The following is an 18,628-nucleotide window of genomic DNA, read 5'->3' as shown; positions in this document are numbered from 1 at the left end:
CCCGGATCGCGCTAGGTTGTTCGCAAGGCGGCGTCCTGCCGTGTCCACGATTTCAATTACCATCACCCTTTTGGAGAGCGTCATGGAAATGCGCCGGCTTGGAAAAACAGGTCTTTCGGTCGCGCCGATCGTCATCGGCGGCAATGTCTTCGGCTGGACGGCCGACGAGAAAACATCCTTCGCCATTCTCGACGCCTTCTTCGATGCGGGGCTGAACACGATCGATACGGCCGATGTCTATTCCGCCTGGGTTCCGGGCAACAAGGGCGGCGATTCCGAGGAGATCATCGGGCGCTGGCTGAAACAGGCAAGTGTCTCCCGCGACAGGGCCGTGATCGTCACCAAGGTCGGCTCGGACATGGGACAGGGAAAGACGCTGAAGGAGAGCTATATTCTGAAGGCCGTCGAGGATTCGCTCCGTCGGCTGCAGACTGATTATATCGACCTCTATCTCTCGCACTGGCCGGATGCCGATACGCCGCACGAGGAAACGCTCGGCGCCTTTGCCAAGCTGAAGCAGCAGGGCAAGATCCGCGCCATCGGCTGCTCGAATTATGATGCGACGCTGCTGCAAGCGTCCTTCGACGCTGCCGAAAAGGCCGGTCTGCCGCGCTATGATGTGGTGCAGCCGGAATATAACCTCTATGAGCGCTCAAGCTTCGAGGGGTCGCTGGCCGAGCTTTGCATCAAGCAAGAAATCGGCGTCATCACCTATTTCAGCCTCGCCGCCGGCTTCCTCACCGGTAAATACCGCAACAAGGCGGATACGCGGGGCCGGGCCCGCGAGGGCCGGGTCTCGCAATACCTGGATGACAAAGGCATGCGCATTCTTGCCGCGCTCGACAGGGTTTCGGCCGAGACCGGCGCCAAGCCCGCGGAAATTTCGCTTGCCTGGCTCTTGCGCAAACCGGGCGTGACGGCGCCGATCGCCAGCGCGACCAGCCTTTCGCAGCTTGAAAGCCTGGCGAAATCGGCGACACTTCAGCTATCCGATGACGCGATGGCGCTGCTCGACGAAGCCGGCAACTGAAAGAGGGAGAGCCGATGACCGTGACGATCCGCGATGCCCGCCCCGAAGACGAAGCGCGCTGGCGCGAACTCTGGGCCGCCTACCTCGCCTTTTACGAAGTCACGGTCGATGCCGATATCACCGATTCCACCTGGCGCCGGGTTTTCGATCCGGCGTCGGCGATCGCCATGCGGGTCGCCGAGGTCGACGGCAAGATCATGGGTTTTGCGCTCTATCTCACCCATGAGGGCACCTGGATCCGCGGCAGGGACTGCTATCTCGAAGACCTGTTCGTCGATCCCGAGGCACGCGGCAAAGGCATCGGGCGAGCGCTGATGGACGATCTCGTCGGCCTCGGCAAGGCGAAGGGCTGGTCGCGGCTCTATTGGCATACGAGCGAGCAGAACAAGACGGCCCGGGCGCTCTACGACAGCTATGTCGAGAGCGACGGGCACATCCGCTATCGCATCAGCTTCTGAGGGCAGGAAAACCTTCGTACCACTCGGAATGCTTCCCTTCCCAGTTCGCCATGCCCGGTTTGGTGAGGATGCCGCGGGGGCTGATATAACTCTGGATCACCCGTTTCGGCCGTTCGTGCCACTGGATATTGAAGGCCCAGAGCTTGGGAAAAAAGCAGAGCGACGCATAGGGCAGATGGTCGTGGATCCACCAGGCGAGCCGCTGCCAGTCGCTTCCATCATTGTAGCGGTCGAGCATCCAAGGCACGACGATGCAGACCGCCGCCCCCATGCAGCCGTCGAAGTCCCGCATGTCCCAGATGTGATGGGCAGCGGTGGCGGCATTGGTCGAGCAATTCAGATTGTTGTCGTTGCCGAACCTGTTGACATCAGGCGAGCGATAGCCGGAGCGGATATGCAGGCGCCCGAAGGTCGTTTCCAGCGGCTCCAGCAATTCCTGGCAAAGCCTCCTGCCCGCCTCGATCGCCAGATCGGGATCGTCGGGGATATTGGGAATGCGGTGGAAATCGGCAATTTCGGAGTGCAGAAAATCACGGAAGAAGAAGTTCTGCGACAGCCTTATCCGGCCAAGATCTTCCAGACCCTTCATCGAACCCGGCTTGCGCATGACGTTTCCTTCCTCCCGCATCGATGGCAGGAAACATCGCCCGGAGCAGATTTCCAGTCCACCCGAAATCGATCGGGAACAATTTGCGTAATCCTTGCTTCTTAGTGTGTCGCCGCATTCGCGGCCTTTCCCAGAACAAGGATCGAGAAAATGGCCAAGGAAAAGACGTTGGAAGATCTCTTCTACGATACGCTCAAGGACATCTATTTTGCCGAACGGCAGATCCTGCGCGCCCTGCCGAAGATGGCGCGCGCCGCCCAGTCCTCCGAACTGAAAGCGGGTTTCCAGAAGCACCTGGAGCAAACCGAAGGCCAGGTCGAGCGCCTGCAGCAGGCATTCGAGAAGATCGGCAAACGCGCCCAGGGCAAGACCTGCGAGGCGATCCAGGGCATTATTGCCGAGGGCGAGGAAATCATGGAGGAATTCAAGGGCACGCCGGCGCTGGATGCCGGCCTGATTTCCGCTGCCCAGGCCGTCGAGCATTATGAAATCGCCCGTTACGGCACACTGAAGACCTGGGCCGCGACGCTCGGCTTCAAGGACGTCGTCAGCCTGCTCGACCAGACGCTGCAGGAGGAAACGGCGACCGACAAGATCCTCTCCCAGCTCGCCACCACGGCGGCGAACCAGAAGGCAAAGGCTGCCTGATCCAGTGAAGAGAACGGGCGGCGGGTCTCTACCCGCCGCCCGGATCTTCCTAAACATATTTGAAGAAATCGATGAAGGCCCGCAGTGCCGGGCGCATCTGCCGCCGGCTGGGATAATAGAGAAACGGCCCGGAATAGGGCGCGCACCAATCTTCCAGCACCCGCACCAGCTTGCCGCTCGCCAGTTCGTCATCCACCCGCATATCGAAGAGATAGGCAAGGCCGACGCCGTTCAGCGCCGCAAGCAGCGCCAGCCGATCCTCGCTGACAACAAGCGGCCCGTCGACTGCGACGACCAATTCCTGCCCGTCCTTTTCGAATTCCCAGCGATAGATGGAGCCGTTGGTAAAGCGCCGCTTGATGCAGCGGTGATGGACGAGATCGCGTGGATGCTCCGGCTTCGGATAGCGCTCGAAATAGTCGGGCGAGGCGGCGATGACGGTCGTCAGATCCGGCGAAATCTTGACCGCGATCATATCGGCCTCCAGGCTCTCCTCCAGCCTTATGCCGGCATCGAACCCCTCCTTGACGATATCGGTGAAGCCATCCTCATTGGCGATCTCCAGGGTGATATCCGGATAGAGGTTGAGAAAATCACCAAGGCGCGGGGCGAGCAGGAGATCGGAGGCGAAGCGCGGCGCAGTGATGCGCAGGTTGCCGGCCGGCCTGGCGCGCGTATCGCGGACCGCCTCCAGGGCAATATCGATCTCCTCAAGCGCCGGCCGCAGTCTGTCGAGAAGCAGGCGCCCCTCCTCCGTCGGCGCGACGCTGCGGGTGGTGCGCGCCAGAAGCCGGACACCCAGACTTTCCTCCAGGCTCGAGATCGCATGACTGATCGCAGATGGCGCGACGAGGAGTTCCTTGGCTGCGGTGCGGAAGCTGCGATGCTCGGAAACGGCGGCGAGAACGGCGAGTTGCGAGAGCTGTGTTCTGTTCATTGATCGAAATGATAGAACAAGCCGTTATAAATTGCATATATTTTCTGACCGATGCGGCAAGGATATGGTCTGCCCGTTACCGCAAGACCTCTTTGAGAGCATGAGGTTGTCCGAAAACCGCTCACACTTTTCGGCATCATGCTCCTTCGGTCCCAGCTCAGAAAAGGAGCGCATCATGAAAACCCGGAAACTCGGAAACGATCTCACGATCTCAGCCGTCGGCCTCGGCTGCATGGGCATGAGCTTTGCCTATGGCGCCAGCGACGAAGCGGAATCGGTGAGGACGCTCAATCGCGCCGTCGATCTCGGCGTCACCTTTTTCGACACCGCCGAAGTCTATGGCCCCTTTACCAACGAAATCCTTCTCGGCAAGGCGTTGAAACCATTCCGCGACCGGGTGGTGATCGCCACCAAGTTCGGCTTCAAGATCGATACCAGCAAGGCCGGTGCGGCCGCGATCGCCGGCGTCGACAGCCGCCCCGAGCATATTCGGGACGTCGCCGAAGCCTCGCTGAAACGGCTTGGGATCGAGACCATCGATCTGTTTTACCAGCACCGCGTCGACCCCAACGTGCCGATCGAGGAGACGGTCGGCGTCATGGCCGAGCTGGTGAGGGAAGGCAAGGTTCGCGCCCTCGGCCTCTCGGAAGCCGGCAGCGCCACCATCCGCCGCGCCCATGCGGTGCATCCGATCGCCGCACTGCAGAGCGAATATTCGCTGTGGACACGCGATCCCGAGGCGGATGTGCTTGCCACCTGCCGCGAACTCGGCATCGGCTTCGTGCCCTACAGCCCGCTCGGCCGCGGCTTCCTCACCGGCGCGATCCGCAAGGTCGAAGATCTCGCCGAGGACGATTTCCGCCGGCAGGTGCCGCGTTTCCAGGCGGAGAATTTCGACGCCAACGCCGCTCTCGTCGCGACGCTGGAGAGGCTTGCCGCCGAGAAGGGCGTGACGGCGGCGCAGTTGGCGCTGGCCTGGGTACTGAGCCAGGGCAACGACATCGTGCCGATTCCCGGCGCCCGCAAGCTTCATCATCTCGAACAGAATGCCGCCGCCGCCGATATCGGGCTCAGCGCGGCGGAGCTTGCAGAACTCAGCGCGGCGATCCCCGTCTCAGAGGTGGCGGGAAAACGCTATTCCGATGCCTCGCTTGCGATGACGAACCTGTGAGCGGCCAAGCCCGGCCTAGAGCCTTTCCTGGTTAGATTGCAGCATTCTGGTGGCTCAAACGGAGTCGGATGGTCGACCGGCCGGCGCGCGTCGTAGCCCAGTTCTACGGCCAAGCCGGCCGGTCGATCAGCCGGCCCGTTTCAGCCAACCCGAAGGGCCGGGCATCTTTCCGCCAGGATCAGAGGCGATCGGCTCGGACGTACCTGGGGTATGCCCTTCGCCAATCGCCTCTGCCCTGACGAAAACCTGCTCCGGCAGAATGCTTCAATCTAACCAGGAAAGGCTCTAACGCAACGGCCGGGCTTGCCTTCTCGGCCGACGAAACTATCTAACGCCATCTCGGAAAACGGGATGAAAACATGTCGGACAGGCAGGCAGTCGAACAGACGGTTCATCTCTATGTCGAAGGCATGGCCTTCGGCAATGAGGCGGCCTTGAAAAAGGCGTTTCACCCGAAAAGCTCGATCATCGGCTATTACCAGAATGCCGTCGAATGGCTGACGCGGGACGAATTCATCGCCGCCATCCTGGCGGAGGAGCCGGCGCCACCCGGCACGCAGCCCTTCATGGATATCCAGAACGTCGATGTCGAGGGCGACGCGGCGAGCGTCAAGGTCACCGACGATTTCGCCGGGATGCGCTTTACCGACTATCTCTCGCTGCTGAAGATCGACGGCCGCTGGACGATCGTCAGCAAACTCTATCATCTCCACACGTGAAAAGACCGGCCGCCTTGGCGGCCGGTCTCTCGTTTTGGTGAGGCCGACGGGATCAGCTTCGGAGAACGCCGCCGGTGAATTTTGTCACGCTGGCGACGATCTTCTGCGTCAGCGCCTCGAAATCCTCATCCGTCAACGTGCGCTCGGCCGGCTGGATCTGAACCTCGATCGCCACCGACTTTTTGCCCTCGCCGACGGAAGCGCCTTCGAAGATGTCGAAGACATTGACACCGGTGACCAGCTTGCGGTCTGCCCCGGTCGCAGCCTTGATGATGGCGCCCGCCTCCACCGTCCTGTCGACGACGAAGGCGAAATCGCGCTTGACCGCCTGGAAGGGCGAAAGATCGAGCGCCGGCTTGGTGCGGGTCGCCTTCTTTTTCGGCTCGGCCATGGCATCGAGATAGACCTCGAAACCGCAGAGCGCGCCGGAGACATCGAGCGCCTCAAGCGTCAGCGGATGGAATTCACCGAAATAGCCGAGCACGACCTTCGGCCCCATCTTGATCGTGCCGGAGCGGCCGGGATGATACCATTCCGGCCCACCCTGCTCGATCTGGATATTGCCCATCGGCAGGCCGCAGGCTTCGATGACGGCGAGCGCATCGGCCTTGGCGTCGAAGACGTCGACCGGCTTGCCGCCGCCCTTGGCGGCGTTCGACCAGGCGCGACCGCCGCCGGCAAGCGAGGCCGTGCCGCGGCGGATGCCGCCGGCAACGCGGCGCTGACCGTCCGGCCGGTCGTTCTCATAAGTGCCGGAGACTTCGAAGAGGGCGACGTCGGCATACCCCTTGTCGGCATTGCGCTGGGCCGCGGTCAACAAGCCCGGCAGCAGCGACGGGCGCATATCCGACATTTCGGCGGCAATCGGATTGGCAAGCTTGAGGGCCGGCGACCCGCCGCCGAACAGCTTGGCCTGATCTTCCGGAATGAAGGACCAGGTGACGGCTTCGAGCATGCCGCGCGACGCAAGCGCCCGCTTGGCCAGGCGGGTGCGGATCTGCAGCGTCGTCAGGATCTTGCCGTTGACGACAGCATGGCTTTCGAGCGGCGCCGGCTTGATATTGTCGACGCCGTGGATGCGCATGACCTCCTCGACGAGATCGGCCTTGCCGTCGACATCGGGACGCCAGGAGGGAACGGCGACGGAGACACGCTCGCCGGAACCGGAGACGGTGAAGCCGAGGCGGGTCAGAATGTTGTTGCTTTCCGCATCCGAGACGTCGAGCCCCGTCAGGCGCTTGACCTCGGAATAGGGGAAATCGACAATCCTTGGTTCGTAACCCTTGTAGCCAACGACCTCGGCCCTGGCGGCGGTGCCGCCGCAGAGTTCCAGCACCAGTTCCGTCGTGCGCTCGAGACCGGGCACCATATACTCCGGATCGACGCCGCGCTCGAAGCGGTAGCGGGCATCGGTGATAATGCCAAGGCCGCGGCCGGATTTGGCGATGTTCATCGGGTCCCAGAGGGCCGACTCGATCAGCACGTCGACGGTGTTTTCGTCGCAGCCGGAGTGTTCGCCGCCCATGATGCCGCCGATCGATTCGATGCCGTCTTCATCTGAGATGACGACGTTGTTCGGACCGAGCTTGTATTCGCGCTGGTCGAGCGCCAGCACGCTCTCGCCCTCGACGGCGCGGCGGACGGTGAGGTTGCCCTTGACCTTGGCGGCGTCGAAGACATGCATCGGCCGGCCCTGATCGAAGGTCATGTAATTGGTGATATCGACCAGCGCATTGATCGGGCGCAGGCCAATGGCGGTCAGCCGCTGCTGCATCCAGCGCGGGCTCGGGCCGTTTTTGACGCCGCGCACCAGACGCAGCGAAAAACCGGGGCAGAGCGTGGCATCGTCGAGATCGAGCGTCAGCTTCACCGGCGTCCCGCCTTCGACGGGGAAGGACGGCGCAGGCCGGTGCTTCAACGTACCGAGTCCGGAGGCTGCGAGATCGCGGGCGATGCCGTGGATCGAGGTGCAGTCAGGACGGTTCGGCGTCAGGTTGATCTCGATGACCGGGTCGTCGAGATGCGCATAGGCCGCATAACTCTTTCCGACCGGCGCATCGTCGGGCAGATCGATGATGCCGTCGTGGCTGTCGGAGATTTGCAACTCCTTTTCGGAGCACATCATGCCGTGGCTTTCGACGCCGCGAATATTGCCGACGGCAAGCGTCACATCGATGCCGGGGACATAGGTTCCGGGTGCCGCGAAGGCGCCGACAAGGCCGGCGCGCGCGTTCGGCGCGCCGCAGACGACCTGGACCGGCGCGCCGGCGCCGGTGTCGACCATCAGCACCTTCAGGCGATCGGCCTGCGGATGTTTTTCCGCCGAGACAATTCTGGCGATGACGAAGGGCTTGAACGCCGCCTTGTCGTCGACATCCTCGACCTCCAGGCCGATCTGGGTGAGGCGCGTGCAGATTTCATCGAGGCCGGCATCCGTATCCAGATGCTCTTTCAGCCAGGAGAGCGTGAATTTCATCGTCCCAATTCTCCGTTCAAGCGCTGAGGCCGCCGAACAGCGTCGGCATGTCGAGCGGGCGGAAGCCGTAATGCGTCATCCAGCGGACGTCGGCGTTGAAGAAGTCGCGCAGGTCGGGCATGCCGTATTTCAGCATGGCGATGCGGTCGAGGCCCATGCCCCAGGCAAAACCCTGATATTCGTCCGGATCGAGCCCGCCGTAGCGCAGCACGTTCGGATGGACCATGCCGCAGCCGAGGATCTCCATCCAGTCGGTGCCTTCGCCGAACTTGACGATCGGACCGGAGCGGTCGCACTGGATATCGACCTCGAAAGAGGGCTCGGTAAAGGGGAAGAAGGACGGGCGGAAACGCATGGTCACGCTGTCGACCTCGAAGAAGGTCTTGCAGAATTCCTCGAGCACCCAGCGGATGTTGGCGACATTGGCCTTCTTGTCGATGACCAGGCCCTCGACCTGATGGAACATCGGCGAATGCGTGGCGTCGCTGTCCTGGCGATAGGTCTTGCCGGGAATGATGATGCGAATCGGCGGCTTCTGCGCTTCCATGGTGCGCACCTGCACCGGCGAGGTATGGGTGCGCAGCACCTTGCGCTCACCATTCTCGTCCGGATGGAAGAAGAAGGTGTCGTGCATCTCGCGGGCCGGGTGGCCTTCGGGGAAATTCAGCGCGGTGAAATTGTAATAATCCGTCTCGATGTCCGGACCTTCGGCGATCGAGAAGCCCATATCGGCGAAGATCGCCGTAATCTCATCGACGATCTGGCTGATCGGATGGATGCGGCCGCGCTCGGCCGGCGAAGAGCGCACCGGCAGGCTGACATCGACCGTCTCAGCCTTCAGCCGCGCATTGACCGCCGCCATTTTCAGCACCGACTTGCGTTCGGCAATGGCGTCCGTCACCGCATTCTTCAGGGCGTTGATCGCAGCACCCCGGGTCTGGCGCTCTTCCGGCGTCATGGCGCCGAGCGTCTTCAACAGTTCGGAAACGGAGCCCTTCTTGCCGAGCGCGGAAACGCGCACGGCTTCGAGCGCCGCCTCGTCACCAGCGGCAGCAGTTTCGGCAAGCAAAGAGGATTTAAGCTGGTCGATATCTGACATTGTCTTCTTTCCGTCCAGATCAGGCGGCGTTCTAAAGGCAGGCTGGAGAGGCCGGCGCAGGGATATAAAGAAAGAAAAACCCGCGCTAGCCCAAACCAGCGCGGGTTTCCCAAAATCATAAATTCAAAGCTTGGGAAGCGCTGGTTACTTGACCGCGCCTTCAAACTCGTTGGCCGTACCGGCTTCCTTGAGGTACTCAAGAGCCTTCTTGGCAGCATTGACGAGCGCGCCGAATGCTTCCGGCTCGTGGATCGCCATGTCGGAGAGAACCTTGCGGTCGACTTCGATGCCGGCCTTGTTCAGGCCATCGATGAAGCGGCCGTAGGTCAGGCCGAATTCGCGGACCGCGGCGTTGATGCGCTGGATCCAGAGCGCACGGAAGTTGCGCTTGTTGACCTTGCGGTCGCGGTAAGCGTACTGCTTCGAACGATCGACAGCAGCCTTGGCAGTCCGGATGGTGTTCTTGCGGCGGCCGTAAAAGCCCTTTGCGGCCTTCAGAACCTTCTTATGCTTGGCGTGCGAGGTGACGCCTCTTTTTACACGTGCCATATCATGATCTCCTTAAATCTAGCGTTCGCGGACGAGTCTCAGAGACCGTTCGGCAGGTAATTCTTGATAACCTTGCGGCCATCCGGTTCTGCGAGAACCATGGTGCCACGTGCATCGCGAATGAACTTGTTGGTACGCTTGATCATGCCATGGCGTTTGCCGGCAGCGGCAGCCTTGACCTTGCCGGTCGCGGTGATCTTGAACCGCTTCTTGGCAGAGGACTTCGTCTTCATCTTGGGCATTTTGCTACTCCTTCTGTCCTCCCTGCGCGCTTCATCAAAAAGCCCTTCCCGCGAAGTCCGGTTCTCCGGCCGTCGCAACAAGGTGCGGGAGCGTTTGTTGTTGATCTGCGGCTTCAGTGACGAACCGTTCCGCAAGCATTCGAAACTGCCACGGCATGCCCTGCCGGTCAGTTCGGACGCGCGCTTATAACCGCAGCGTCTTGAAAGTGCAACGGGGCCGCGGAGGAATCTTCGCGCCCTGCAAATGCGAGGCAGAAACCACAGTGGCCGAAAGCACAAAAGCCGCCCTTGCGGACGGCCTTGGGGCGAAAAAGTGCCTGGCGCTTACTTCGGCGCCAGCACCATCATCATCTGGCGGCCTTCGAGCTTGGGCTCGGCTTCGACCTTGGCGAACTCGGTCGTATCGGCCTTGACCTGCTGCAGCAGCTTCATGCCGAGTTCCTGGTGGGCCATTTCACGGCCGCGGAACTTCAGCGTCACCTTGACCTTGTCGCCTTCGTCGAAGAAGCGTCCCATAGCCTTCATCTTCACCTCATAATCATGGGTGTCGATATTGGGGCGCATCTTGATTTCTTTGACTTCGACGATCTTCTGCTTCTTGCGCGCCTCGGCAGCCTTCTTCTGGTTGGCATATTTCAGCTTGCCCAGATCGAGGATCTTGCACACAGGCGGTTCGACATTCGGGGAAATTTCGACGAGATCGAGGCCGGCTTCCTCAGCCATTCTCAAGGCCTGGTCGGTAGGCACGACGCCCATATTCTCGCCGTCAGCTCCGATCAGCTGAACTTTGGGAATGCGGATTTCTCGGTTCGAGCGCGGTCCGTCCTTCACGGGCGCGTCGGTTTTAAAAGGTCTGCGAATGGTCGTATTCTCCTCGCGTTGTTTCGGAACGTTGCAGCCTCGCGCTCCCATATCGGGGTGCACAAACGTGTCGCGTCATCGCTGCAACGGAGTCAATATCATCCTTTAGCGGAAAAATCACCCGCTGTCAGCCTGCCAAGAATCTGTTTTTTAGGCCAAAATAACAGGAGTTTCGCCGATGTCCGATCAAATGCCGAATGCCCAGCCGCAGTTCCTGACGGTCGGCGAAGGTGAGGCTGCGCGTGATATCGCTATCATCGTCCGCCCGGCGCAAGCCGGCAGCGACGCGCCAGCACTCGTCTGGTTATCCGGCTATCGCTCCGATATGAGCGGCACCAAGGCGGTGGAACTCGATGGCCTGGCGGTGGAGCTTGGGCTCGCCTGCATCCGCCTCGACTATTCAGGCCACGGGCTCTCCGGGGGCAGCTTCCGCGACGGCACGATCTCGCGCTGGCTGGAGGAGTCGCTGGCCGTCATCCGCCATGTCGCCCCAGAACGGGTGATCCTGGTCGGCTCCTCGATGGGCGGCTGGATCGCGCTCAGGCTGGCGCAGGAGCTTGCGCGGCAGGACGGCCCAAAACTTGAAGGAATGGTTCTGATTGCACCGGCACCCGATTTCACCTCGGAGCTGATCGAACCGAACCTCAAGGCCAGGGAGCGCAAGTCGCTTGCCGAGCGCGGCTATTTCGAGGAACGGTCGCAATATAGTCCCGAGCCGAACATTTACACCAGGGCGCTGATCGAGGACGGCCGCGACAACCGGGTGCTCGACGGCATCATCGAAACGGGCTGCCCAGTGCATATCCTTCAGGGCATGAAAGACGCGGACGTGCCGCATGCGCATGCGATGAAACTTATGGAGCATCTTCCTGCCGACGACGTGGTGCTGACCTTCATCCGCGACGGCGACCACCGCCTGTCCCGGCCGAGCGATATCGCGCTTCTCCTCGGCGCCGTCAAAGGTGTCATCCGTTCATCGACAAGCAGGCAGATGCCCGTTTGAACGGCACCGGCCAAGAAATTCCCCTGACGCGAGTGCCCGAGCCGTTGCATTTTAACCATGTCGGCGAGTCGCAAGGCGCTCCCAAGAAGTAACGATTGACTCTTCTCGGCCCTCTCCATTAACACTTTGTTAATAAATAAGGGGCGATGCGAGGAAGAGCGGGCGTGCGGATGAAGGGTATTTTTGTGGCCATGATGGCCATGTTTGCGATGGCGACGGCCGCCATACCGGCCCCCAGCAGAAATGCTTCCATGGTAACGGGCAATGCCACATCCCAGCCGATCGGCCACTATGATTTCTGTCAGATCCACCGCAGCGAATGCGGTGCAAACCGCAATTCCGGCCCGGTCGAGATGACGCCGGCAAAGTGGTCGCTGGTGCGTTCGGTCAACGCCACCGTCAACCGCACGATCACCCCGATGACCGACAAGGAAATTTACGGCAAGGATGAGGTCTGGGCCTATCCGACCACCGCCGGCGACTGCGAGGATTTCGCGCTCTTGAAGCGCCGTATGCTGATCCAGCGCGGCTTTTCGGCTGCCGATCTGCTGATGACCGTCGTGCGCAAGCCGGATGGTGAAGGCCATGCGGTACTGACGCTGCGCAGCGCCGAGGGCGACTTCGTGCTCGACAACCTCGCCGCCGAGGTCAAGCCGTGGTTTGCGACGCCTTATTCCTTCGTCAAGCGCCAGTCGAGCTACAATGCCGGCCGCTGGGTCACCATCGAGAACGGCCGCGACGTTCTGGTCGGCGCACTGCGGTAAGGATTTCCGGGGGGAATGTGGGGAAAAAAGGCCGGCGAAAGCCGGCCTTTTGCTTTGGGGAAATTGGAAACGCGTCGACCGTTACCTTTCGCTTCGCTCAAGGTGTTCGTCGTTGACGCTCCTCACCCCCCTCATCTGCCCTGACGGGCATCTTCTCCCCGCTGGGGAGAAGGGGAGCGAGCCGCACGGTCATCATTCCTGCATCAAAGGTCTCAAGAGGAGTGCGGCGCCGCCACGAGTCCCCTTCTCCCCAGCGGGGAGAAGATGCCGGCAGGCAGATGAGGGGGTGAGCGGCAAAGCCGCGAATGCACGAAGCGTAAGCGAAGGGCACGGATGCTGGCGCGCCCTCTCTCCAGCCTCATCCTGGGGCGCGAGGCGCCTCATGATGAGGGCTGATTGTTGTGCCTGCGGCGGGTGATATAAAATCGTCGTGGAGTTTGCGGCACTCTTAATGGGTTGCGTTTGCCGCACCGTCTCCCGGCCCTCCGCATGGCTCCGGGCGTTCGCTGCTGCAATCGATTCACTGGATCGATTGCTCGGGCTGCGCCCGACCGCAGTTCACCCATTCCCAATCAAGATACCCGCGCCGAGCACCAGGCCGCCGCCAAGCACGACTTGAAAGGCGGCGCGCAGGAAGGGGGTTTCCATGTAGCGGTTCTGGATGAAGGCGATTGCCCAGAGTTCGAAGAAGACGATGATCGCGGCAGTGATCGTCGCCGTCCAGAAATGCGGGATCAGATAGGGCAGTGCGTGGCCGAGGCCGCCGAGCGCCGTCATGATGCCGCAGGCAAGGCCGCGTTTGACCGGCGAGCCCCTGCCGGAAATCTTGCCGTCGTCATGGGCGGCTTCGGTGAAGCCCATCGAGATGCCGGCGCCGACGGAGGCGGACAGGCCGACAAGGAAGGTCTGCCACGTATCCTGCGTGGCAAAGGCGGCGGCGAAAATCGGCGCCAGCGTCGAGACCGAGCCGTCCATAAGCCCGGCAAGGCCCGGCTGCACATAGGTCAGCACAAATTGCCGATGCACCGTCGCGTCCTCGTCATGCTTGACATCTTCAGGTGTATGTTTGTCGCCGAGCATGCGGGCGATATCCTCGTGCCCCTGTTCGGCAAGAGCGAGATCGCCGAGAAGCTCGCGCGTCGAGGCATCCGAGGTGCGTTTTGCCGCCTCGACATAGAAACGATAGGCCTGCTCCTCCATCGCCTCGGTTTCCCGGCGCATCGCCTCCAGGGTAAGATTTGCCCTGAGCCAGTCGGGCTTGCGCTCGTAGAAGCCCTCGACATGCTCGCGCCGGATCAGCGGAATGCGCTCGCCGAAACGCTGGCGATGGATTTCGAACAGCGACTTGCGATGCGTGTCCTCGACCTCGGCCATATCTTCGAAGACTTTGGCCGAGGCCGGAAATTCACTTCGCAATCTGTCGGCATAGGCGAGATAGATGCGGGCATCGTCTTCCTCGGAGGCGATCGCGAGGGCGAGAATCTCCTGCTCGGACAGCGATTCGAACGATCGTTTCGAGGATCTGAAAAACCGCGCCAGCATGGTCTTCTCCAATTTTAGAATTATTCTAAATCTAAAGAAGCAAGCGATGACGGTCAAGGGCGTGGGAAGTGATGGAAGTGCCTTGGCTGACAGATTGCCGCAAGCGGGTACCGATGACTTTGGCTCGCTGTCTTAAACACCTATATGAAAGAGCGCCGCATCACGCGGCGCCGGGGTTTTGCAATGGACAATGAGATTCAGGGGCGCCCTGCCCATATCGCGGCGATCCGCGAAAGGGCTGAGGCCGAGATGCGAGAAATGGGCGTCGACGAGGCCTTTGTCGGCAGGCTGGTCGAGACCTTTTATACCAGAGTGCTTGCGCATCCCGATCTCGGCCCGGTGTTCGACGCCAGGCTCTCCGGCCGCTGGCCGGCGCATATGGAGAAAATGAAGAGCTTCTGGTCGGCGGTCGCCTTCCGCAGCGGCGCCTATGGCGGCAAGCCGGTGCAGGCGCATACCGGTGTCCAGAACCTGACGCCCGATCTCTTTCCGAAGTGGCTGTCGCTGTTTGCCGCAACGCTCGACGATATCGCGCCAACGCCGGAGGCAAAGGCCTGGTTCATGGCGACAGCCGAGCGGATTGCCAAAAGCCTGACGCTGTCGCTGTTTTACAATCCCGCCCTCGACGACCCGACGAGGAAGACGGGCTGATCTCCTACTGCTTTGCGGAAAAGGTGGCGCCGGCGCTTGCGGCAACGACCAGGGCCGTTCCGGCCATCTGCAGAAGGGTCAGGGGCTGCGTCAGAATGGCGAAGCCCGCAAGAGCCGCAATGGCGGGCTCGAGGCTCATCAGGATGCCGAAGGAGGTTGTCGGCATGCGCCGCAGGGCAATCAGCTCCAGCGTATAGGGCAGCAGCGGCACGAGAACGGCAAGGCCCGCCATTTCGATCAGGCCGTAGCTGTCAAGCGCCGGCACGGCGCCTGCGAAGCCGAAAGGTGTCGCGACGACAGCGGCAACCATCAGCGACATGGAAAGCCCTTCCAGCCCCTTGAAGCTTGCGCCGATCTTCTTGGTGAGAACGATATAGATCGCCCAACCGGTTCCCGCGCCACAGGCGAAGAGAATGCCCTGGATGTTTCCAACCCAGCCTTCACCGTCATGGGCAAGAGCCAGAACGCCGAGCGCGGCAATCAGCGGCCAGACCAGGCGCCGACTGAGACCGTAGCCGATGGTTGCGACCGAAAGCGGCCCGAGAAAATCGATCGCCACGGCGAGACCGAGCGGAATGCGCTCGATCGCCGCGAAGAAACTCATGGTCATCAACGCTGTCGTCGTGCCGAGAACCAGAGCACTCGTCCATTGCTCTCTCGTATAGCTGAATATGCGCGGGCGGACGGCGACGGCCAGAATGAGGGCGGCAAAGGCCAGGCGCAGCCAACTGGCACCGGCTGGCCCATAGGCGGCAATGGCGGAGGAGGAAAGTGCGGCGCCGAACTGGATCGAGGACATGGACATCAGGCACATCAGCGCGCCGGCCGCCAGGCCGCCGGATGTTGCAGGTCCTTCGATTGCCAGCACGCCGGCGCCGTCGTTGGTTCTGTCTTCCATGTCCGCCTCCGATTGCGCGCTCTTCATACGAAGGCCATTTGCAACCCACAAATTCAAACTTCTGATCCAGGCAGCAAAAGACCTGATGCATCAGAGGCGGCCGGAGAGGATGACCTCTTCGGCCTCTTCGAAGCTCATGTCGAAGACCTTCTTGCCAATCTCGAAGCTGAAGCCGTTGCGGGCGAAAGCCGAAAGCTCCTTCGCCTTTCGCTTGTCGTCGAGCTCGACGCGGCGGAACGGGCCGAAGGCGCGCTTGCGGGCGAATATGGCCGCGGCATAGAGATCGTCCGCCGCCTCGAGTGCCACCTCGACTTTATCGCCGGAGACGCCCTTGGCGGTCAGCTTCTGGGCGATCGCGCGCTTCGATTTGCCGCCGCGCACGGCAGAACGCGTGCTGATTTCGGCAAAGGCGCTATCGTCGAGCACCTTGTTGTCATAGGCAAATTTGACGGCGAAATCGGCAACGGCCTTGATCTGGCCCGCGCTGATATCCTCGAACTTCTCCCTGGCCTTGCGGGTGATGGCGTCGAAGAGCTGCTTTTCCGTCATCATCCGCCGCTCCAGGCGGTAGATGGCCGAGTTGCGCGCCCAGCTCAGCATGCGGGGTGTCGGGATATCGGATGGAACGATCTCGTCGGTCATACCAGGCAATCAGGCTTCCAGACCCTTGAGCACGTTGGCGACGTTAAGGCCGATCTCCGGCACGCCGTAACCGCCCTCCATGCAGACGAGCACCGGCAGGCCGGCGGCTGAAATCATCGCGCCCATGCGGGTGAAATCGTCAGAAGTGAGCCCGAAGAAGGAGATCGGATCACGCTCGTAGGTGTCGACGCCGAGCGCCACGACGATCGCCTCGGCCCCGAAGGTCTTGATGCGGGCGAGCGCATCGGCAAGGGTCGACGACCAGGCCTCCCAGGGCGTGCCCGGCGGCATCGGATAGTTGCGGTTGGCGCCCGCTCCCGCCCCCTCGCCTTCCTCGTCGGCATGGCCGAGGAAATAGGGGAAGGCGTGCATCGGATCGCCGTGCAGCGAGGCGGTGAAGACATCGCCTCGGTGATAGAAGAGATCCTGGGTGCCGTTACCATGGTGGAAATCGACATCGAGCACCGCGACCTTTTTCGCACCGCGATCAAGCAGCCGCTGCGCCGCCACGCCCGCATTGTTGATGAAGCAATAGCCGCCGAAAAGATCGATGCCGGCATGGTGGCCGGGCGGCCGGCAAAGCGCGAAGGCGAAACGATGGCCCTCTGCCAGCCAATCGGCGCCCGTCAAAGCGCAACGCATCGAGGCGATCGCCGCCTCGTAGGAGCCCTTGGTGATCGAGGTATCGGCGGCGTTGGCGTAATGGCCGATCGCGCCGACGATATTGTCGGGCACGCGCTGGCTGGTGCGGCGCACTGGGAAGGAGTTGGCGATCGCCTCGCCGGTGAAACCGGCCGCCACCCAGCGATCCCAGACGGTGGCGAGAAAATCGAGATAGGCGGGATCATGCACCTTTCCAGCCGTTTCCAGCCCGTGCGCAACGGGCGCCACGACATCGGTAAAGCCCGCCTCTTTCACCGCCGCCAGGATCCATTCGGCCCGGAACGGCGCCTCGAAGGGCGTCACCAGCTGACCGGCGTAGAGCTCGGTCCTGGCGTCACGCAGCTTATGGTCTTCGGAATAGATGACGCGCATTTCAGATCCTGCCTGTGATTGAAGGTCGAGATTTACACGGGGTTGCCGCGACAAAAAAGCGGTGCGGCGAGCTCTTGATCATCCAGCGCAATAACGCCACCCTCGCCGCTGCTTCGAGAACGAGGAATTTCCGCATGAAAGTGCTGATGGTCGATGTCGACGGCGTGCTCATTCATGGCCGGCCGGCTGACGGCCTGCCGCATTTCACCTTTCTCGAGCGCGATCTCGGGCTGCGACCCGAGCTGCTGCAGCGGGAATTCTTGCAGACGTGCTGGGCTGACATCATCGTTGGCCGTGAGCCGTTGGAGCCCAGCCTCGCGAAAGTACTGGAACAGATCGCGCCGCATCTCAGCGCCGCGACGCTGATCGATTACTGGTTTGCAAACGATTCCCGCCTTGATCTCACGCTCCTGGAAGAGCTCGCCGCCCTCAAGCAAAGCGGTGTCGCGCTGTTCCTGGCGACCAACCAGGAACACAGGCGGGCGCACTATCTGATGGAAGAGGCCGGCCTTGGCGCGCATTTCGACGGTATCCTCTATTCCGCAGCGCTCGGGCATCGCAAACCGTCGGCCGATTTTTTCCGGCTGGCGACCGAGCGGGCCGGCGTCCTGCCCGGCGAAATCGCGTTTATCGACGATATGGCGGAAAATATCGACGCGGCGCGGCAATTCGGCTGGCATGCTGCGCAATGGACCGCGGGCGCGAGGCTGCATGAGACGCTTTCCGCCTTCGGCCGTCCGAAATGAGCCCAGCCGACGCAATCAGGCGAGCCGCTTGTAGAACAGCGTGGTGTCGCAGAAGCCGCCTTCCGGCCACAGCGCATAATCCGGGATGACGCCGACCCGCTGCCAGCCCAGGCGCGGATAGATCGCCTCGGCATCGCTGCCGGTTGCCGTATCGAGCACCAGCAGGGTCTTGCCCCACCTTGCCGCCTCGCGTTCGGCGGCCTCCATCAGCAACCGGGCGATGCCGCGCCCCCGGGCGGAGCGATGCACCAGGAGCTTCCTCAGATCGCCGCGATGCGGCTGATTGGTCATCTGCGCGGCCCCCACCTGCACCGTGCCGACAATACTGCCCTCCAGTTCGGCGACCACCAGCAGATTGCCGCCCGTCGCAACGGCATCGGCGACATCGCGCCAATAGTGCTCGGCCTCTTCAGGCCCATAGGGCTGCATGAAGCCGACGGAGGCGCCGCCGGCGACGCAATCTGCAAGCACTTGCGCAAGCGCCGGAATGGCGGCGCGCGCCTCCTCGGCGGAAAGGATACGGATATCGGGCATGGTCTTCTCCTGAACT

The 18,628-nt window shown here is 61.9% G+C and carries 21 protein-coding genes; 9 read left to right on the top strand and 12 right to left on the bottom strand.

Translation table 11 applies throughout. The annotated features are described in order from the left end of the window. The first annotated feature begins 82 nt into the window (after nt 1-82). Nucleotides 83-1,030 (top strand): aldo/keto reductase, encoded by a 948-nt coding sequence (locus AMK05_RS01530; RefSeq protein ID WP_064835915.1) that lies wholly within the window; start codon nt 83-85, stop codon nt 1,028-1,030. Between the two features lie 14 nt (nt 1,031-1,044). After that, nucleotides 1,045-1,488: a GNAT family N-acetyltransferase gene (locus tag AMK05_RS01525; protein WP_064835913.1), complete on the top strand. Its 444-nt coding sequence runs from the start codon at nt 1,045-1,047 to the stop codon at nt 1,486-1,488. Here AMK05_RS01525 and AMK05_RS01520 read toward each other — a convergent pair. Beyond that, entirely contained in the window at nt 1,478-2,095 is a 618-nt protein-coding gene (locus AMK05_RS01520; RefSeq protein WP_064841233.1) for a hypothetical protein, read from the bottom strand. The genes AMK05_RS01525 and AMK05_RS01520 overlap by 11 nt on opposite strands. Nucleotides 2,096-2,245: 150 nt before the next feature. On the opposite strand from AMK05_RS01520, the gene AMK05_RS01515 reads away from it, so the two are divergent. Further along, the gene (locus AMK05_RS01515; RefSeq protein ID WP_064835912.1) at nt 2,246-2,743 is read left to right on the top strand and encodes a YciE/YciF ferroxidase family protein; all 498 of its coding nucleotides are present in this window, start codon (nt 2,246-2,248) and stop codon (nt 2,741-2,743) included. A 49-nt stretch (nt 2,744-2,792) separates the two neighbouring features. Here the strand turns inward: AMK05_RS01515 and AMK05_RS01510 are convergent, their stop codons facing one another. Next, nucleotides 2,793-3,680, bottom strand: a complete 888-nt coding sequence (locus AMK05_RS01510; protein ID WP_064835910.1) for a LysR family transcriptional regulator — start codon at nt 3,678-3,680, stop codon at nt 2,793-2,795. A 175-nt stretch (nt 3,681-3,855) separates the two neighbouring features. Between AMK05_RS01510 and AMK05_RS01505 the strand changes: the two genes are divergently transcribed. Continuing rightward, on the top strand, nt 3,856-4,851 hold the full coding sequence (locus tag AMK05_RS01505) for an aldo/keto reductase (RefSeq protein WP_064835908.1): 996 nt from the start codon (nt 3,856-3,858) through the stop codon (nt 4,849-4,851). 359 nt (nt 4,852-5,210) lie between these two features. Next, nucleotides 5,211-5,570 carry a nuclear transport factor 2 family protein gene (locus AMK05_RS01500; RefSeq protein ID WP_064835907.1) on the top strand — a complete coding sequence of 120 codons (360 nt, stop codon included), beginning with the start codon at nt 5,211-5,213 and terminating at the stop codon, nt 5,568-5,570. Between the two features lie 52 nt (nt 5,571-5,622). Here AMK05_RS01500 and pheT read toward each other — a convergent pair whose 3' ends face one another. From pheT to infC, 5 genes are all read right to left on the bottom strand, one after another. Further along, nucleotides 5,623-8,046, bottom strand: coding sequence for a phenylalanine--tRNA ligase subunit beta (gene pheT / locus AMK05_RS01495; RefSeq protein WP_064835905.1), 2,424 nt, complete (start codon nt 8,044-8,046; stop codon nt 5,623-5,625). Nucleotides 8,047-8,062: 16 nt separating this feature from the next. Beyond that, entirely contained in the window at nt 8,063-9,145 is a 1,083-nt protein-coding gene (pheS, locus tag AMK05_RS01490; RefSeq protein WP_064835903.1) for a phenylalanine--tRNA ligase subunit alpha, read from the bottom strand. A 144-nt stretch (nt 9,146-9,289) separates the two neighbouring features. Then, nucleotides 9,290-9,694 carry a 50S ribosomal protein L20 gene (rplT, locus tag AMK05_RS01485; protein WP_027682113.1) on the bottom strand — a complete coding sequence of 135 codons (405 nt, stop codon included), beginning with the start codon at nt 9,692-9,694 and terminating at the stop codon, nt 9,290-9,292. A 38-nt stretch (nt 9,695-9,732) separates the two neighbouring features. Continuing rightward, entirely contained in the window at nt 9,733-9,936 is a 204-nt protein-coding gene (gene rpmI / locus AMK05_RS01480; protein WP_003570998.1) for a 50S ribosomal protein L35, read from the bottom strand. A 324-nt stretch (nt 9,937-10,260) separates the two neighbouring features. Further along, the gene (gene infC / locus AMK05_RS01475) at nt 10,261-10,797 is read right to left on the bottom strand and encodes a translation initiation factor IF-3 (RefSeq protein ID WP_012559640.1); all 537 of its coding nucleotides are present in this window, start codon (nt 10,795-10,797) and stop codon (nt 10,261-10,263) included. 178 nt (nt 10,798-10,975) lie between these two features. Between infC and AMK05_RS01470 the strand changes: the two genes are divergently transcribed. Together AMK05_RS01470 and AMK05_RS01465 are read left to right on the top strand one after the other, a co-directional pair. Then, a complete protein-coding gene (locus tag AMK05_RS01470; protein WP_064835902.1) occupies nt 10,976-11,800 on the top strand; it encodes an alpha/beta hydrolase in 825 nt (274 codons plus the stop codon). Between the two features lie 164 nt (nt 11,801-11,964). Beyond that, nucleotides 11,965-12,564 (top strand): transglutaminase-like cysteine peptidase, encoded by a 600-nt coding sequence (locus tag AMK05_RS01465; protein ID WP_064835900.1) that lies wholly within the window; start codon nt 11,965-11,967, stop codon nt 12,562-12,564. A gap of 558 nt (nt 12,565-13,122) precedes the next feature. Here AMK05_RS01465 and mbfA read toward each other — a convergent pair. Next, complete coding sequence (gene mbfA / locus AMK05_RS01460; RefSeq protein ID WP_064835898.1) at nt 13,123-14,106, bottom strand: iron exporter MbfA; 984 nt, start codon at nt 14,104-14,106, stop codon at nt 13,123-13,125. A 183-nt stretch (nt 14,107-14,289) separates the two neighbouring features. Between mbfA and AMK05_RS01455 the strand changes: the two genes are divergently transcribed. Beyond that, entirely contained in the window at nt 14,290-14,757 is a 468-nt protein-coding gene (locus AMK05_RS01455; protein ID WP_064835896.1) for a group III truncated hemoglobin, read from the top strand. Between the two features lie 4 nt (nt 14,758-14,761). Here the strand turns inward: AMK05_RS01455 and AMK05_RS01450 are convergent, their stop codons facing one another. From AMK05_RS01450 to AMK05_RS01440, 3 genes are all read right to left on the bottom strand, one after another. Next, nucleotides 14,762-15,655 (bottom strand): EamA family transporter, encoded by an 894-nt coding sequence (locus tag AMK05_RS01450; protein WP_064841232.1) that lies wholly within the window; start codon nt 15,653-15,655, stop codon nt 14,762-14,764. Nucleotides 15,656-15,745: 90 nt separating this feature from the next. Further along, the gene (recX, locus tag AMK05_RS01445; RefSeq protein ID WP_064835894.1) at nt 15,746-16,297 is read right to left on the bottom strand and encodes a recombination regulator RecX; all 552 of its coding nucleotides are present in this window, start codon (nt 16,295-16,297) and stop codon (nt 15,746-15,748) included. A gap of 9 nt (nt 16,298-16,306) precedes the next feature. After that, on the bottom strand, nt 16,307-17,332 hold the full coding sequence (locus AMK05_RS01440) for a histone deacetylase family protein (RefSeq protein WP_064835892.1): 1,026 nt from the start codon (nt 17,330-17,332) through the stop codon (nt 16,307-16,309). Nucleotides 17,333-17,466: 134 nt separating this feature from the next. Between AMK05_RS01440 and AMK05_RS01435 the strand changes: the two genes are divergently transcribed. Further along, nucleotides 17,467-18,078: an HAD-IA family hydrolase gene (locus tag AMK05_RS01435; RefSeq protein WP_064835890.1), complete on the top strand. Its 612-nt coding sequence runs from the start codon at nt 17,467-17,469 to the stop codon at nt 18,076-18,078. A 15-nt stretch (nt 18,079-18,093) separates the two neighbouring features. Here the strand turns inward: AMK05_RS01435 and AMK05_RS01430 are convergent, their stop codons facing one another. Further along, nucleotides 18,094-18,612: a GNAT family N-acetyltransferase gene (locus tag AMK05_RS01430; RefSeq protein ID WP_064835888.1), complete on the bottom strand. Its 519-nt coding sequence runs from the start codon at nt 18,610-18,612 to the stop codon at nt 18,094-18,096. Between the last annotated feature and the right edge of the window lie 16 nt (nt 18,613-18,628).

It is taken from the genome of Rhizobium sp. N324, from assembly GCF_001664485.1.
In the GTDB taxonomy this organism is placed as follows: domain Bacteria; phylum Pseudomonadota; class Alphaproteobacteria; order Rhizobiales; family Rhizobiaceae; genus Rhizobium.
The sequence above is the reverse complement of the archived record's forward strand: the minus strand, read 5'-3'. Positions and strand labels throughout refer to the sequence as shown.